Annotated in this window: 13 protein-coding genes; 5 read left to right on the plus strand and 8 right to left on the minus strand. The window is 72.0% G+C overall.

The genetic code is table 11. The annotated features are described in order from the left end of the window. Positions 1 to 507: 507 nt before the first annotated feature. Positions 508 to 1071 (plus strand): hypothetical protein, encoded by a 564-nt coding sequence (locus tag JOD46_RS03710; protein WP_204391759.1) that lies wholly within the window; start codon positions 508 to 510, stop codon positions 1069 to 1071. A 72-nt stretch (positions 1072 to 1143) separates the two neighbouring features. Here JOD46_RS03710 and JOD46_RS03715 read toward each other — a convergent pair whose 3' ends face one another. Next, positions 1144 to 1632 (minus strand): YajQ family cyclic di-GMP-binding protein, encoded by a 489-nt coding sequence (locus JOD46_RS03715; protein ID WP_204391760.1) that lies wholly within the window; start codon positions 1630 to 1632, stop codon positions 1144 to 1146. Between the two features lie 66 nt (positions 1633 to 1698). Beyond that, positions 1699 to 2796: a serine hydrolase domain-containing protein gene (locus tag JOD46_RS03720; protein WP_204391762.1), complete on the minus strand. Its 1098-nt coding sequence runs from the start codon at positions 2794 to 2796 to the stop codon at positions 1699 to 1701. 178 nt (positions 2797 to 2974) lie between these two features. Here JOD46_RS03720 and JOD46_RS03725 point away from each other — a divergent pair, with 178 nt between their 5' ends. Next, the gene (locus JOD46_RS03725) at positions 2975 to 4258 is read left to right on the plus strand and encodes an FAD-dependent oxidoreductase (protein ID WP_204391764.1); all 1284 of its coding nucleotides are present in this window, start codon (positions 2975 to 2977) and stop codon (positions 4256 to 4258) included. A gap of 114 nt (positions 4259 to 4372) precedes the next feature. Here JOD46_RS03725 and JOD46_RS03730 read toward each other — a convergent pair whose 3' ends face one another. From JOD46_RS03730 to JOD46_RS03750, 5 genes are all read right to left on the minus strand, one after another. Further along, the gene (locus tag JOD46_RS03730) at positions 4373 to 6073 is read right to left on the minus strand and encodes a glycoside hydrolase family 13 protein (protein WP_204391765.1); all 1701 of its coding nucleotides are present in this window, start codon (positions 6071 to 6073) and stop codon (positions 4373 to 4375) included. Between the two features lie 82 nt (positions 6074 to 6155). Continuing rightward, positions 6156 to 7064, minus strand: coding sequence for a carbohydrate ABC transporter permease (locus JOD46_RS03735; protein WP_204391767.1), 909 nt, complete (start codon positions 7062 to 7064; stop codon positions 6156 to 6158). After that, positions 7064 to 8002, minus strand: a complete 939-nt coding sequence (locus tag JOD46_RS03740) for a carbohydrate ABC transporter permease (RefSeq protein ID WP_204391769.1) — start codon at positions 8000 to 8002, stop codon at positions 7064 to 7066. The genes JOD46_RS03735 and JOD46_RS03740 overlap by 1 nt, the downstream gene beginning before the upstream one ends. Before the next feature lie 2 nt (positions 8003 to 8004). Continuing rightward, entirely contained in the window at positions 8005 to 9330 is a 1326-nt protein-coding gene (locus JOD46_RS03745) for an ABC transporter substrate-binding protein (protein WP_204391771.1), read from the minus strand. Positions 9331 to 9470: 140 nt separating this feature from the next. Further along, positions 9471 to 11606 carry an alpha-galactosidase gene (locus JOD46_RS03750; RefSeq protein WP_204391773.1) on the minus strand — a complete coding sequence of 712 codons (2136 nt, stop codon included), beginning with the start codon at positions 11604 to 11606 and terminating at the stop codon, positions 9471 to 9473. A gap of 129 nt (positions 11607 to 11735) precedes the next feature. Here JOD46_RS03750 and JOD46_RS03755 point away from each other — a divergent pair, with 129 nt between their 5' ends. Further along, on the plus strand, positions 11736 to 12893 hold the full coding sequence (locus JOD46_RS03755) for an ROK family transcriptional regulator (protein WP_204391774.1): 1158 nt from the start codon (positions 11736 to 11738) through the stop codon (positions 12891 to 12893). Positions 12894 to 13282: 389 nt separating this feature from the next. On the opposite strand, the gene JOD46_RS03760 is transcribed toward JOD46_RS03755, so the two are convergent. Further along, positions 13283 to 14299, minus strand: a complete 1017-nt coding sequence (locus JOD46_RS03760; protein WP_204391776.1) for a LacI family DNA-binding transcriptional regulator — start codon at positions 14297 to 14299, stop codon at positions 13283 to 13285. A gap of 184 nt (positions 14300 to 14483) precedes the next feature. Between JOD46_RS03760 and JOD46_RS03765 the strand changes: the two genes are divergently transcribed. Further along, positions 14484 to 14651, plus strand: a complete 168-nt coding sequence (locus JOD46_RS03765) for a hypothetical protein (protein WP_204391777.1) — start codon at positions 14484 to 14486, stop codon at positions 14649 to 14651. A 59-nt stretch (positions 14652 to 14710) separates the two neighbouring features. After that, entirely contained in the window at positions 14711 to 15379 is a 669-nt protein-coding gene (locus tag JOD46_RS03770) for a PH domain-containing protein (RefSeq protein ID WP_204391778.1), read from the plus strand. The last annotated feature ends 86 nt before the right edge of the window (positions 15380 to 15465 follow it).

Here is a 15465-nt window from a genome sequence, read left to right on the forward strand (position 1 = left end):
GGGCGGAGGGTACCGGCGACGGGGGAGGCTCCGCCGCGGCCGTCCGACGGCAGCATGGCCGGATGCTCGACGAACTGCCCGCCGACGACCACGGGCTCATCCGCTTCGACGACGTCCGTTCGCTGGGCCTGCGCCCCGCACTGCGCGCCGCCGAGATCGACGGCCGCGTGCGGCGCGTGCGTCGCGCCGTCTACGCGCGGGTCGCGCCGGCCGAGTCCGCCCACCCGTTCTGGCAGCGCGACCGCGACCGGTACGCGACGGCCGTGCGCGCCGCGTCGCTCACCATCGCCGCGCCGGTGTTCACGAGCTTCTCGGCGGCGGTGGTGTTCGGGCTCCCGGTGTTCGGCCGTTGGCCCGACGATGTCTACGTCATGTCGCGGACGTCCACGGGCAGTCGGCGCCCGGGGATCGTGGCCATCGCGGGCAGCTACCGACCCGACGTCGAGGAGGTGGACGGGCTCGTTCACCCTGATCCAGATCGCGCGACATGCGACCATCGGCGCGGCGGTGGTCGCGACGGATGCCGCGCTGTTCCGCTCGCGCACCCGGCCGGCTCCGCCGCGCACCACGATCGAACGTCTGTGCAAGGAACACCGACGGCTGCTCCCGTATCCCGGCAGCAGCCGCGTGGAGGCGGTGCTCGAGCTCGTCGCCGACGGGGCGCAGACCCCGCTCGAGTCGGTGAGCCGATTGGTCATGCTCGAGGCGGGATTCTCCGCTCCGCAGTTGCAGGTGCCACTGCGCCTGCCCGAGTTGGGCACGACGGCCCACCTCGACTTCGGATGGCGCGAACTCGGGATCGCCGCCGAGGCCGACGGCCGCGGCAAGTATCGTTCCGGAGGCGGCGATGGGGTCGAGGCGGTCATCGCGGAGAAGGATCGCGAGAACGCCATCCGCCGGCAGGTCGTCGCGTTCGACCGCTGGGATTGGGCGGACGCCATTGCGAAGACGCCACTCGTGCGGCGGCTCGATCGCCTGGGCGTGCCGCGCGTCGGCGTGCCGCGCAGGCTGGTGGGAGACGCACGTGAACCCGCCGCGCGGCCCTCGTCGGCGTCGCGTCGCAGGCGATGAGCACCGGATGGCGCTGGAGTCACCGCCTGCACGCGCTCTCGCGCCACACGGTCGCTCCAGCGCGCGACGGCCCTAGCGGAAGTTGACGAACTGCAGGTCGACGTCGAGGTCGGCGGCCTTCAGCAGCCGGATGGTCTCCTGCAGGTCGTCGCGGCTCTTCGACGACACGCGCAGCTCATCGCCCTGGATCTGCGACTTCACCGTCTTGGGCGCCTCGTCGCGGATGAGCTTGCCGATCTTCTTGGCGTGCTCCTGGTCGATGCCGTTCTTGAGGCCCACCTCGAGGCGGAACTCCTTGCCCGACGCGTAGGGCTCGCCCGCGTCGAGCGACTTCAGCGAGATGCCGCGCTTGATGAACTTCGACTGCACGACGTCGAGCACGGCCTTGACCCGCTCCTCGGACGACGCCTTCAGCAGGATCTTCTCGCCCGACCACTCGACCGACGCGCCGACGCCCTTGAAGTCGTAGCGCTGCTCGATCTCCTTGCGGGCCTGGTTGACCGCGTTGTCGGCCTCCATCTTGTCGACCTTGCTGACGATGTCGAACGTCGAATCTGCCATGCGCGCCAGTCTAGCGAGCGGGCGATCGGATGGCTCGGGGCCGCTCGCGTGCCTCGACCCGCGCCCTCATCCGAGGTGCGCGAGCAGCGTCGCGCCCACGTCGTCGACCGACGCCTGGCGGTTCGACAGCACGATCGCGGCGGTGCCGTCGGTCGTGTCGATGAGCAGCACGCTCGCGAACCCGAGGGTCATGCCGTTGTGCGAGACGATCCGATGCTCGCCGTCGTCGCGGACGTTCCAGAAGTAGCCGATGCGCGACCCGTCGCCCACCTCGATGAGGTCGGATTGCGCCGCGCTGCCCGTGAGCGGTCCGTCGAGCACGGCCTGCGCGAAGACCGCGAGGTCGTCGATCGTCGCGTCGATGCCGCCGGCCGGCGCGTACGCGGCGAGCGACGAGGGCGCGACCGCGTCGCCGTCCTCCGCGAAGCCGCCCGCGTGCGAGGCCGGCACCTCTTCGCCGGTGAGCGGCAGGCTCGCGCCGTCGAGGCCGAGCGGCTCGAGCAGCCGCTCGGTGACGAGCGACCGGTAGTCGGTTCCGGCGGCGGCCGCGAGCGCCTGCCCCACGAGCGCGGCTCCCATGTTGCTGTACGAGAAGCCCCGGCCCGGCGCGACCTCGACGCCGCGGGCTTCGGCGAGCATCTCGTCGACCGTCTCGTCGATGCCGTCCTCGCCCGACTCGATGGCTGCGCTCACGCGTTCGACCCACTCCGGGTCGGTCGGGAACGTCGGGATGCCGCCGCGGTGCGCGGCCAGGTCGCGCAGGGTCACGGATGCCACGGGCGCGTCGCCGAGGTCGAGGTACCGCCCGACGGGGTCGTCGGCCCGGACCTCGCCGCGTTCGATCGCCAGGGCGAGCAGCTCGCCCGTGAACGGCTTCGTGATCGAGCCGATCTCGAAGGTCGTCGAGTGGTCGGCGTCGATGAACGCGGTCCGCACCCCATCGTCGTCGATCACGGCCACGGCCACGCGATCGGTCGGGGCCAGGAAGGACGGGCGGATGAGTCGGAGGAGCTCGGCGTCGCCCGAGGTGCCGCCGTCGGTGGTGGCGGGTGGCGTGCTGTCGGCGCCGGTCGCCGGCGCCCCGGCGACGCAGCCGGAGAGGGCGAGGCAGGCGCTGAGGGCGAGAGGTCCGAGGAGGCGGAGGCGGGTCTGCGAGCGGCGCACCGGCCCATCGTATGGTCGACACCGTGGTCGGGGCACGACCCCCGTGCGCGGGCGAAATCGCGCACTCGTCGGCTGCTCGGCGGGGTCCGGCGTCGGTGCCCTCGGGCATCATGGACCTACCGCCGCGCCCGGCGCGGCCCCGGAACGATCGCGAGCAACCGACGGCGAGGAGGCCCGCATGCCGCACGACGGCGACGCCGACGTGATCGTCGTGGGCGCGGGACTCGCCGGCCTCCGCTGCGCCGTCCGCCTCGCCGAGGCCGGACACCACGTCGTCGTGCTCGAGGCCGAGCCCGTGGTCGGCGGCCGTCAGCGCACCGATGAGGTCGACGGCTTCCTGCTGGACCGCGGGTTCCAGGTCCTGAATCCCGCCTACCCGGCCGTCCGCCGATGGGTGGATGTCGACGCCCTCGGCCTGCGGCGGTTCCCGGTCGGTGTTCGCGTGCGGCGCGACGGCGGCGTGGTCGAGCTCGTCGATCCGCGCCGGCATCCCGGTCGCATCCCGTCGATGCTCGCGAGCGGGCTGGTGCGCCCGAGCGACGTGGTGGCGCTCGCGCGCTGGGCGGTGCCGGTGCTGGCGCGGCCGCGAGCCGTCATCGCGGGCCCCGACCGCACGCTGCGCGAGGGATGGGACCGGGTCGGGCTCCGCGGACCACTGCGCACCGAGGTGCTCGAGCCGTTCCTCGCCGGCGTGCTCGCCGATGGCGATGGCGCGACCTCCGACAGCTTCGCGCGGCTGCTCGTGCGCATGTTCGCGCTCGGATCGCCGGGCGTGCCGGAGCGCGGCATCGCCGCCCTTCCGGTCCAGCTCGCCGAGGCGGCACGGGCGGCCGGCGCCGAGATCCGGCTCGGCCGCCGCGTCCGTCGACTGCGCGGCCGAGCCGACCGCACCGGCGTCGAGGTGGACGTCGCGCAGAGCGACGCGCTCGGCGCGCGTGCCGTCGTGGTCGCCGTCGGCCCGGAGGCGGTCGCCGACCTCGTCGACGTGCCCGCGCCGGAGACGAAGGGATTGCAGACCTGGTGGTTCGCCGCGGATGACGCGCCCGCGACATCCGCTCTGCTGAGCGTCGACGGCCGGCATCGCGGGCCTGTGGTCAACACGGTGGTCATGTCGCGCACCGCGCCGTCGTACGCGCCGCCGGGCCGTCACCTCGTCGAGGCCACGTGCCTGCTTCCTCGGGCGATGGATGGCGCGACCGCGCCGACCGAGGCCGACGTGCGCCGGCAGCTCGCCGAGATCTGGGGAGCGGATGCCGCGGCCTGGGCGCTGCTGCGCCGCGACGACCTCCCGCACGCGTTGCCGGCGCAGCCGCCCCCGCTGCGCACGACCAGCCCGGCCCGCATCGGGCCGGGCCGGTACGTCGCCGGCGACCACCGTGACACCGCGTCGATCCAGGGCGCGCTCGTGTCGGGGGATCGGGTCGCGCGCGCGGTGCTGCGCGATCTGCGCGGGGCAAGTTGACCCAGCCCGCCGGGGCCGGACGGGCCGGTACGCGACCAGCGACCCCGGCACCCGCGACCCGGGCACCCGCGACCCGGGCACCCGCGACCCGGGCGCGCCCGGGACCTCACCGGGTCAGCGCGTCCACACCGTAGTGGCCGGCGGCACCACGATCCCGGGCGCCGCCGCATCGAGCGGTGCGCTCGCGAGCAGCACCTCCATGCCGCCGAGGCCGTCGGGCAGCGCGAAGGATGACGAGCCGAAGTTCGTCACCACGGTCCATCCGCCCGGGCGCTGGAACGCGAGCACCGTGGGCTCGTCGAGCGTCACCCACGCGAGCTTCTCCTCGCCATGCAGCTCGTGCCGCAGCGCGAGCGCGCGGCGGTACATCGAGAGCGTCGAGTCGGGGTCGGCCGCCTCGACGTCGACCGCGTACCGCGCGAACCACGACGGCTGCGGCAGGTGGGAGGCCGCGGTGGGCCCGAACCCGAACGACGGCGCGTCGGCGACCCACGGCAGCGGCACGCGGCATCCGTCACGCCCGACCTCGACGCCCGCGTTGCGGAAGAACGTGGGGTCCTGGCGCGACGCATCCGGGATCTCGCCGACCTCGGGCAGGCCGAGCTCCTCGCCCTGGTAGAGGTAGGCGCTGCCGGGCAGGCCCAGCAGGAACAGGGTCGCGGCGCGCGCGCGACGCAGGCCGAGCGCCTCGTCGACCTCGGCGGGGGAGCCGCCGCGCAGCAGCCACTGCTTGCCCACGTCGCCCTCGTTGCTGTCGTCCTCGGGCAGGCCGTAGCGGGTCGCGTGCCGCACGACGTCGTGGTTGGAGAACACCCACGTGTTCGACGAGCCCGTCTCGCCGGCGAACGTCATGTTGCGGTCGACGATCTCGTGGAACTCGGCCGCGTCGAAGTTCGCGCGCAGCAGGTCGAAGTTGAACGCCTGGCCCAGGCTCGTCGGCGCCGCGTACCGGTGCCGGCGCGTCGGGGCGACCCAGGCCTCGGCGACCGCGATGCGCGGCGGGTCGTACTCGTCGAACACGGCGCGCCACTCGGCGTAGATCTCGTCGAGCTCCTCGCGGTCCCACAGCGGGTGCGAGCCGTCCTCGGCGAGCTTCGTCGCCTCGAGCTCGGCGTGCGACCGCAAGGGGTAGGTGAGGTCCTTCGCGAGCGCGTGCGCCACGTCGACGCGGAATCCGTCGACGCCGCGGTCGGACCAGAAGCGCAGCGTGCGCAGGAAGTCGTCCCGCACCTCGCGATTCGCCCAGTTGAGGTCGGGCTGCTCGGGCGCGAAGAGGTGCAGGTAGAACTGCCCCTCGCCCACGGGCTCCCACGCCGAGCCGCCGAAGATCGACTGCCAGTCGCTCGGCGGCTGCGTGCCGTCCGAACCCTCGCCGTCGCGGAAGATGTAGCGGTCGCGGGCCGCGGAGCCCTTCGGCGACGCCAGCGCCTCGCGGAACCACTCGTGCCGGTTGGAGGAGTGGTTCGGCACGATGTCGGCGATGAGCCGGATGCCGGCGGCGTGCAGCGCCGCGATCATCTCGTCGAAGTCGGCGAGCGTGCCGAGCTTCGGGTCGACGTCGCGGTAGTCGTCGACGTCGTACCCGCCGTCGGCCAGCGCCGACGGGTAGAACGGCGAGAGCCACACCGCGTCGACCCCGAGCTCGACGAGGTACGGCACGCGCGAGGTGATCCCCTTGAGGTCGCCGATGCCGTCGCCGTTCGCATCCGCGAAGCTGCGCGGATAGATCTGGTAGACGGCGGCCTGGCGCCACCAGTCGGGGTCGGCGGCGAGCACGGTGCCGGTGTCGAGCGTCGACGGCTGGGCGTCGGTCATGCGATCGGGTTCCTCTCGAGTGGGGTGGTGGGGTCGAGCGGATGCCGCGGGGCGCCGGAGCGCCCCGCGACATCCGTGCAGGTTACTTGATGGAGCCTCGCGTCACGCCGGAGATGACCCAGCGCTGACTGAAGATGTAGACGATGAGCAGCGGCGCCATCGCCATGAGGTACGACGCGAACGCGACGGTGTAGTCGGTGTTGAACTGTCCCTGGAACACGTACTGGGCGAGTGGCAGCGTTCGCGCGGCGGGATCGGTCAGCACGACGAGCGGCATGATGAAGTCGTTCCACGCCCACACGCACGTGAGGATCCCGACGGTCGCGTTCATCGGGGTCAGCAGCGGGAAGATCACCTGCCAGAACACGCGCCAGGTGCTCGCGCCGTCGACCCGTGCGGCCTCCTCGAGCTCGATCGGGATCGAGCGGATGTAGGCGGTGTAGATGAAGATGTTCAGCGACAGACCGTAGATCGTGTAGAGCACGATCATGCCCGCCTGGTTGTCGAGCCCGAGGATCGCCGTCTGTTTCACGAGCGGCAGCATGATGATCGGGAACGGGATGAACAGGGCCGCGAGCAGGTAGAAGAACACGCCCTTGAAGAACGGCCGGTGGATGTTGCGGGCCAAGGCGTACGCGACGACCGAGCTGGTCAGCAGCGTGAACACGACCGAGCCGACCGTGATGATCGCGGTGTTCATGAGCGCCTGCGGGAAGTTCGTCCGCTGCCATGCCTCGGCGAAGTTCGACCAGTTCACCGGGTTCGGCCACTCGAAGCCCGTGCCCGACACCAACTGATCGGGAGTCTTGAGCGCGACCACGACCGCGAGGTAGAGCGGGACGAGGATCGTCAGCGAGCAGACCGCGATGAGGGCGGTCGCCCACCAGTTGGTGCGGCGGGTGTCGTCGTCGTCCGAGGTGCGGCGTCTCCGAGCCGGGATGGCGGGCAGGGCCTCCTCGGCCTGCACCGGGGTGCTCGTTGCGGTCGTCATCAGAAATCGGCCTCTCTGCGCTGAAGGACCCGGAACTGGAAGAGCGAGACGACCGTGATGACGATGAAGAAGACCACCGCGTTGGCCGTCTGGTAGGCGAACTCGCCGCCCGAGAACCCGCCGCGGAAGATCAGCAGCGTGACCGATTCCGTCGACGTGCCGGGGCCGCCGTTCGTGAGAGCGACGATCGGGTCGAACACCTGGAGGAACCCCTTGAGGCTCAGCACGATGTTGATGGTGAAGAACGCGCTGATGAGCGGGAACGTGATCGACCAGAACTGCCGCCCGGCGCGGGCGCCGTCGAGCGAGGCCGCCTCATAGAGCTCGGCGGGGATCGTCTGCAGCCCCGAGAGGTAGATGATGATCGAGAACGCGCAGGCCTGCCACACCGCGAGCCCGACGATCGCCGTCCACGCCCAATCGGGGTTGGTGAGGATGTTGTCGCGGAAGATCGGGATGCCCGACAGGATCTTCGGCAGCGAGTTCGAGAAGAAGAACTGGAACACGTAGCCGATCACCAGGATCGCGAGCACGTACGGCACGAAGTAGACGCCGCGCCAGAAGTTGCGCGCCCTGATCTTCGCGTTGAGCCCGAGCGCGATCGCGAGCGAGAGCACGTTCGTGAGGATCGTCGCCACGATCGCGAACAGGAACGAGAAGCCGTAGGCGGCGAGCACTCGGTCGTCGCGGAACAGGTTGACGTAGTTGGCGAAACCGACGAAGTTCCACGCGCCGTAGCCCGCGTAGTTGGTGAAGCTGAAGAAGACGCCGATGAGCACCGGGAGCGTGTGGAACGCCGCGAAGGCGATCACCGCGGGCCACACCATCCAGTAGTAGGCGGATGGCGCGCGCCGGGCCTCGACGCGCACGCGCGCGGCGCGCCGGCGCTTGGTGCCGCCCGTCGAGGACGTGCGCACCGCTTGGGTCAACGTGGTCATGGTCACTCTCCCGTCACTGGGATGGTGCGAGCGGCGACCTTGCTCCACTCGCGGTCGAGGGTGGCGAGCGCGGCGTCCGCGTCGCCGGTGAACAGGAACTCCTGGTCGATCGCTGCGAGCGGGATGCTCGGCGGGATCTGGTGGTCGATGAAGCCGGTGATCCGGCCCTCGTCGAACCACGGCGCGACCGACTGGATCGCGGGGTCGTCGCTGAGCTCCGCGCCCTCGACCGAGGGGACCATGTTCTGCGACGCGGCGAACTCCTCGATGACGTCCTTCTGGAAGAGGTACTCGATGAAGCGCAGCGCCTCCTCCTGGTGCGGCCCGTGCTTGCCCATGGTCACCACGACGTCGACGCCCGAGACGAGCAGCCGGTCGTCGGGGTCGTCGGTCGCGGGGTAGGGGAAGATCCCGGCGCGGATGTCGGGGTTCACCGCCTTGATCGGGCTGACCGCCCAGATGCCCTGCATGAGCATGGCGACCTCGCCGTTCGCGAAGGCGGCGTTGCCGTCGTCGTAGGTCTTGCCGCGGTAGCCGTCCTGCGTGTACGAGAAGAGTTCGTACTGCTGGTCCATCGCCTCGGCGAAGTCCTTCGAGAACGAGACCGCCGAGTCGGGGCCCGTGTCGGCGCCCTGCTCGCGCATCCGGTCGAAGAAGTCGCCCTGCGCGGGGTACGCGCCGAGCGCGTTGAACGACGGCAGGCCGGTCCACGAGTCGGCGAGGGTGCCGTAGAACGGCGTGATGCCCGCCGCCTCGAGTTTCTCGCAGACCTCGATCAGCTCGTCCCACGTCTCCGGCACCTCGAGGCCCTGCTCCTCGAAGATGTCCTCGTTGTAGATGATGCCGTTGGCGTTGTTGACGTACCCGAGCCCGTTCACCTCGTCGGGGTAGGTGCCGAGGTCGGCGAGGATCTCCTGCACCGCGGGATTGATCGTGTCGAGCACGGGCTCGTCGGAGAAGTCGTAGAACACGCCCGCCTGCGCGAGCCGGCCGAAGTTGCCGTTCGCGTTCAGGGTGATGACGTCGGGCGTGCGGTCCTTCACGAGCAGCGTGCGGATCAGCGTGTCGGCGTCGGCGACCTGGTTCTGCACCACGTCGATGTCGGGGTTCTCGGCCTCGAAGTCGGCGATGATCCGGTCGAAGTCCTCGAGCGCCTCGCCCTTGAACTGGAAGAAGTCGAGCTTCACGCGGCCGTCGCCGCCCGAGCCGGCGCAGCCCGAGAGGACGAGGCCCGCGACGGCGACGGCGACGGATGCCGCGGCGAGCGCCGTGCGTCGTCGCGCGCGCCGCCTCCGGGGCGGCTGCGAGCGGGTGGGATGGAACGTCATGATGCGCCTCCTTGCGCGGTCGAGGGGACGACGGAATGTCCGGTCGTCGAGGATCCGGCGGACCCGGCGGATCCGGCGTCTCGACACCGGGGGTGCGGGTCTCGGGACGCGCTGCGCGCTCCTCGACCGTCGGGGCTCGGTTACTCGGTCGGCGGTGCGGTGAGCTCGAGCAGCACGAGCTGGGCTGGGAAGAGCACGGGGGCCTGCAGGCCCACCGTGCCGAGCTGGCGACCGGTCAGCGTGATCGGCTGCTCGACCCAGGGCAGCGACGACTGGCCGGGGCCGTCGGCGACGCTGCCCGCGACGATCCGCACGGTGTACCGGCGGTCGGGGGCGAGTCCCGGCAGGGTGAACCGGCCGGGCGGGTAGGTCACGCTGGTCGAGACCTGCGTGAACGTGAAGAGGGCGGATGCCGCGTCGCGCGCGACCACGCCGCGGACGTCGGTCGTGGCATCCGGTGTGTCGCCGTGCACGAGGGCGCCGGAGTGGATGAGCGCGCGGTGGGCCTTGTGCCGTGCGACCCAACTCGCGACGGCGTCGAGCCCGGCGTCGTCGAGGTCGGTGAGGTTCCACTCGATGCCGAAGTGGCCGAACAGCGCGATGCCGGCGCTGAGGTCGAGCGAGACCGAGCGGCCGGTCGAGTGCACCTCGGGGCTGGTCAGGTGCGCGCCCATGATCTCGGTGGGCACGAGCAGGCCGGTGTAGCGCTGGATCTGCAGCCGCTCGATCGGGTCGAGCGTGTCGGAGGTCCAGATGCGGTCGGTGTGCTCGAGGATCCCGAGGTCGACGCGAGCGCCGCCCGAGGCGCACGACTCGATCTCGAGGCCGGGGTGGCGGCGCTTGAGCGCGGCGAGCAGGCGGTACAGCGCGGCGACGTTCTCGTGCACGCGCGGCCGTCCGGTGTCGGCGGCGCCCGCCTCGAGCAGGTCGCGGTTGTGGTCCCACTTCAGGTAGGCGATGTCGTACTCGGCGAGCAGCGCGTCGAGCCGGTCGAGCAGGTACTGCCGGGCGTCGGGGTGGGCGAGGTCGAGCACGTGCTGCTGCCGCGCCTCGACGGGCAGTTCGTCGCGGCCGCGCAGGATCCAGTCGGGGTGCTCGCGGGCCAGGTCGCTGTCGAGGTTGACCATCTCGGGCTCGACCCAGAGGCCGAACTCCATGCCCAGGCCGCGGACGCGCTCGATGATCGGACCGAGGCCCTCGGGCCACACGTCGGCGTCGACGAACCAGTCGCCCAGGCCCGAGGTGTCGTCGCGGCGGCCGCGGAACCATCCGTCGTCGAGCACGAAGCGCTCGACGCCGACCCGCGCCGCGCGTTCGGCGAGGGCGGTGAGCGTGTCGAGGTCGTGGTCGAAGTACACGGCCTCCCACGTGTTGAGCGTGACCGGCCGGGGGCGCTGCGGATGCTGCGGCCGGGCGCGCAGCTCGTCGTGGAATCGCTTCGACAGCTCGTTCAGTCCGTCGCCCCACGAGCCGATCGCCCAGGGCGTCGTGTACGACTCGCCCTCCGCCAGCCGGATCTCGCCCGGCGCGAGCAGTTCGCCCGCACTGAGGAAGGCGTCGGCGGTCGGGGTGCGCTCGGCGAGCAGGCGGTGGTTGCCGCTCCAGGCGGTGTGCACGGCGTAGACGAGGCCGCGTTCGAAGCCGAAGCCGGCTCGGCCGGCGGCGAGGAGCAGGCTCGCGTCGGCGCCGGGCCGGCCGCGTCGGCTGTCGCGCACGTGCGAGCCGATGGTGAACGCGTGCCGCTGCGGGCTGCGCTCGCGGAGGTGTCGCCCGGTCGTGTCGAGCAACTCGTCGACGTCTCGGGGCAGCGGGAACGTGGGCGCGAGCGCGACGAGCTCGTACGGCTCGGCGGAACGGTTCTCGAGCGTGATGCGCTGGCGGAGCAGGCCCGCGTCGGTCACGTGCAGTTCGATCGTCGCCGCGAGGCGGGCCGCGGCATCCGTCGCGGTGATCACGGCCGAGGGGCCGTCGACCTCGATGGACTCGGTGACGAGCTTGGTGGAGAAGTCGCGGCCCGCGCGGTGTCCCGCGAGCCCCGGCGTGCCGAGCCATCCGCCCGACTCCTGCGGGATGACGGTGAGGCGTGCCGGCTGGTCGAGGCCGCCGGAGACGCGCTGCGGCCGGGCGCCGAGGCCGAGCGCCGCGAGGTCGTCGGGCCCGAGATCACCGAGGTCGGGCCCCCACGCGACGATGACGGGGAGGGCGGCGTGGCGGGCGTCGAGGACGACGCTGGTGCCTCCGTTGCGGAGGTAGGCGAGCTCGGTGCGGCGTTGCATGCATTCTTTCTACGATGAAAATTATTGCGGTGTCAACCCCAGTGATCAGACGGGATCGCGCGCGACCTGGACTGAAGTGGCCTCGGAATTCGTGCCACAATGAAACGAATCGCCGCGAGGGGAGGGCCGATGACGACCGCCGACGCCGAGATGAGCGACAGTGCGCGCGACCTCGCACGGCTCGTCCTCATCCACGGGCCGGTCTCGCGTGCCGAACTCGGGCGACGACTCGGCCTCTCGCCCGCGAGCCTCACCCGCCTCAGCAAGCCGTTCCTCGAACGCGGCCTGTTCGTCGAGACGGCCGAGGCCGCGCCTGCGGGAGCGGGCCGGCCGGCCAAGCCCCTCGATGTCCGGGTCGACGCCGGGCGGTTCGTCGGCGTGAAGCTCACGGGCGACACGGCCCACGCCGCGCTCACCGACCTCCGCGCGAGCCAGCTCGCCGACGCCGAGCGCACGCTCCGCGACCATGAGGTCGCCTCGGTCGTCGACGCGGTCGTGGCGCTCGTGCACGAGCTCGGCGCAGCTGCCGACCTCGCCGACGGCGAGTTGGCCGGCGTGGGTGTCAGCATCGGCGGCAACGTCGCCGACCAGCGCGTCGTGACGCGCGCGCCGTTCCTCGGATGGCGCGACGTCGCTCTCGCCGACCTGCTCGAGGCGCGGCTCGGCGTGCCCGTCGACCTCGAGAACGACGTGACCGCGCTCACCGTCGCCGAGCAGTGGTTCGGCCCCGCACGAGGCACCGACGCCTTCGCAGTCGTCACCGTCGGCGCCGGCGTCGGCTACGGACTCGTCATGCACGACCGGGTGGTCACCACGCGCGACACCGGTCTCGGCCTCGGCGGGCACCTGCCGCTCGACCCCAGCGGTCCGCTCTGCGCCGACGGGCATCGCGGTTGCGCGAGCGCGATGCTGTCGATCCCCAGCATCTGCGCGCAGCTCGGCATCGCGCTGGGCCGCGAGGTGCGCTACGACGAGGTGCTCGAGCTGGCCGCGTCGGGCCATCCGCTCGCCCGATCGGTGACGGATGCCGCGGGGCGCGCGCTCGGCCGGATGATGGCGTACATCGCCAACCTCGCCATGGTCGACACGATCGTGCTCTCTGGCGAGGGCGTGGCGCTGTGGGAGGTCGCCGGTGAGACCGCGCTCGCGTCGCTCGCCCTGGACCGCGACCCAGAGGCGACCCCCGTCGTCGTGCACGTCGACGACGCCGGCTTCGACTCGTGGGCCCGCGGCGCGGCGGCGGTCGCGATCCAGGGCGCGCTCGCGCGCCTGCGCCTGCCCGCCTGACCAGGGGCACCTCCCGCGCGAGCGCCGCGCGCTCGCACCTGCCCACGGCCGCCCGAGTCCCGCCTTTGTGCGGGTGCACCCGCAGCAACCCGGGACTCGGGAGGGTGTCGGCGCGTGTCGCGGGGGCCGGTGTTGCCGAGTCCCGCCTTGGTGCGGGTGCACCCGCAGCAACCCGGGATTCGGCATGGGCGGCGAGGTGTCACCGCGGCCGGTGTTGCCGAGTCCCGCCTTTGTGCGGGTGCACCCGCACAAACTCGGGATTCGGATGGGGCTGGATGGGGCGGGCCGGGGCTGGATGGGGCGGGCCGGGGCGGGATGGCGCGGCGCGCGCCGGCGCGGGCGGCGCGGATGGCCGCGGCGCGCGCCGGAGCGGGCGGCGCGGCGCCGCGCTACTCGGGCGGGCGAGCCGTGCTGGAACGCACGCGGAGCTCGAACGGCAACGGCGTCGACGCGGGCGGCGCGGCATCCGGGCCCGGCTCGAGCTGCTCCATGAGGATCTCGACCGCCTTCTCGCCCTGGCCCCGCGGGAACTGCGCCACCGTCGAGAGCCCGAAGAACTCGGAGAGGTCGTAGTCGTCGACGCCGATGATCGAGACGTCGCGCGGCACGACCATGCCGAGGTCGCGTGCGGCGAGGATGCATCCGATCGCCATCTCGTCGGATGCCGCGAAGATCGCCGTCGGCCGGTCGTGCGGTGCGCCGAGCAGCTGCTTCGCGGCGTGGTACCCGCCCGCGATGGTGAAGTCGGCGGGCGCGAAGAGGCGCGCGTCGGGCTCGATGCCCGCATCGCGCAGCGCCGCCTCGTAGCCGAGCCGGCGGTTCGTGGGCAGGTGGAAGTCGAGGTCGAACGCGAGGTCGCCGCCGATGTGCCCGATGCGGCGGTGCCCGAGCCCGATGAGGTGCTCGGTCGCGAGGCGCGCGACCGCGACGTCGTCGATCGTGAGCGTGCGCACGCCCGGGATCGGGCCGCCGACGCCGACCAGCGGCTTGCCGAGGTCGTGCAGCCGCTCGACCTCGTGCGGCGTCAGCTCGAGGGAGACGGCGATCACCGCGTCGACGCGCTGGCGCAGGAGGAAGTGCTCGAACACGCTCGCCCGCTCGCGCCCGTCGCCCGAGAGGTTGTAGAGCGTCAGGTCGTACCCGTGCCGCAGCAGCGCCCGCTGGGCGCCCTCGAGCACCGAGGAGAAGAACCAGCGGTTGAGGAACGGGATGACCACGCCGATGTTCCGGGTGCGGCCCGATGCGAGGCTCGACGCGTTCGACGAGACGACGTACCCGAGGTGCGCGGCGGCCTCCTCGACCTTGGCCTTGGAGCCGGGGGAGACGTGGCCGCGGCCGCTGAGCGCGCGCGACACCGTCGCGGTGGACACCCCCGCGAGCTTGGCCACCTCTTCGATGCCGACCATGTTCCCTCGCTCGTCGCGCCCGTCGTGGGGCCGCCCGGGATGCGGCAGCGCGACGTTCGATCCTATCGCCGCACGGAGTGGCGGTTTGCTGCGGCCCGCGTTCTGGGGTAGGAAAGGCACAGTCAAGGGCCGGTCTTCGGGGGCGTGGCTTGCCCGCGGAACGAGCGACGAGAGGAACGAACACGTGAAGTGGGTCAAGCGGATCCTCCTGGCGCTCGTGGCGCTGTTCGCCCTCTTCTACCTGGTCACCCGACCGGAGGACGCCGCCAACGCGGTGCAGGGCGCCGTCGCCGCCGTCTGGGGCGGCGTCGAGGCCGTCGGCCGGTTCTTCACGTCGCTGGCCAGCGCATGATCGACGCCGGGACCCCCCGGCGACCGAGGCGGGGCCTCTTCACCCCACGACGGGGCAGCATGTTCGACCCCCGCGTCGAGCGGCACCTCATCGTCGACGAGGGCGAGGTGATCGTCGACGAGGTGGCCAAGCACTGGGCCGCGATCGTCAAGCCGGTGCTCGAGCTCATCGCGGCGATCCTCGTGCTGGTGCTCGCGTTCTACGTGCCCCCGCAGGCGTGGTGGCTGCCCGCGCTCGGCGCCGCGGCCCTCGCCGGGCACGGGCTCTGGCGCATCCTGCAGGCGCAGATGGATCGGTTCGTCATCACGAACATGCGCGTGTTCCGCGTGCACGGCATCCTCACGCAGAACATCGCGACGATGCCCCTCGCGCGAATCCTCGACATCTCGGTGCACCGGCCGATCCTCGGCCGCATCTTCGGCTTCGGCCACTTCATCTTCGAGTCGGCGGCGCAGACGCAGGGCCTGAAGGAGATCCGGTACGTCGGCGCCCCGAACGAGCGCGACCTCACGATCCAGCGTGTCATCGCGCGCGCGGGCCTCCGCGGCCCGGTGCGTCCGCTGAACTCCGGGCCGAACAACACCCAGCCGCTCCTCCCGCCGCCGCCCCCGGTGCCCGCGCCCGCCCCGGCGGTCGTGATCGGCGACCCGTTCGACGACGACGGCACGGGCGAGACCGTGCCGGAACGGCTCGGACCCAACGACACGCAGCCGATCGAGCGGCTCTGACCGGCGACCGACCGGCCCCGCGGCATCCGCCCGGCCCTCGATTTCTCGCGACGCCCCCGCATGGGTATCCTTGTGTGGCCCCCGGT

The organism is Agromyces aurantiacus (genome assembly GCF_016907355.1).
In the GTDB taxonomy this organism is placed as follows: domain Bacteria; phylum Actinomycetota; class Actinomycetes; order Actinomycetales; family Microbacteriaceae; genus Agromyces; species Agromyces aurantiacus.

Excerpts from the sequence above, each read along its gene's own strand:
- JOD46_RS03770 (WP_204391778.1), top strand. The coding sequence starts at position 14,711 with ATGTTCGACCCCCGCGTCGAGCGGCACCTCATCGTCGACGAGGGCGAG.
- JOD46_RS03715 (WP_204391760.1), bottom strand. The coding sequence starts at position 1,632 with ATGGCAGATTCGACGTTCGACATCGTCAGCAAGGTCGACAAGATGGAG.
- JOD46_RS03760 (WP_204391776.1), bottom strand. The coding sequence starts at position 14,299 with ATGGTCGGCATCGAAGAGGTGGCCAAGCTCGCGGGGGTGTCCACCGCG.
- JOD46_RS03725 (WP_204391764.1), top strand. The coding sequence starts at position 2,975 with ATGCCGCACGACGGCGACGCCGACGTGATCGTCGTGGGCGCGGGACTC.
- JOD46_RS03740 (WP_204391769.1), bottom strand. The coding sequence starts at position 8,002 with ATGACCACGTTGACCCAAGCGGTGCGCACGTCCTCGACGGGCGGCACC.
- JOD46_RS03735 (WP_204391767.1), bottom strand. The coding sequence starts at position 7,064 with ATGACGACCGCAACGAGCACCCCGGTGCAGGCCGAGGAGGCCCTGCCC.
- JOD46_RS03750 (WP_204391773.1), bottom strand. The coding sequence starts at position 11,606 with ATGCAACGCCGCACCGAGCTCGCCTACCTCCGCAACGGAGGCACCAGC.
- JOD46_RS03755 (WP_204391774.1), top strand. The coding sequence starts at position 11,736 with ATGACGACCGCCGACGCCGAGATGAGCGACAGTGCGCGCGACCTCGCA.
- JOD46_RS03730 (WP_204391765.1), bottom strand. The coding sequence starts at position 6,073 with ATGACCGACGCCCAGCCGTCGACGCTCGACACCGGCACCGTGCTCGCC.
- JOD46_RS03745 (WP_204391771.1), bottom strand. The coding sequence starts at position 9,330 with ATGACGTTCCATCCCACCCGCTCGCAGCCGCCCCGGAGGCGGCGCGCG.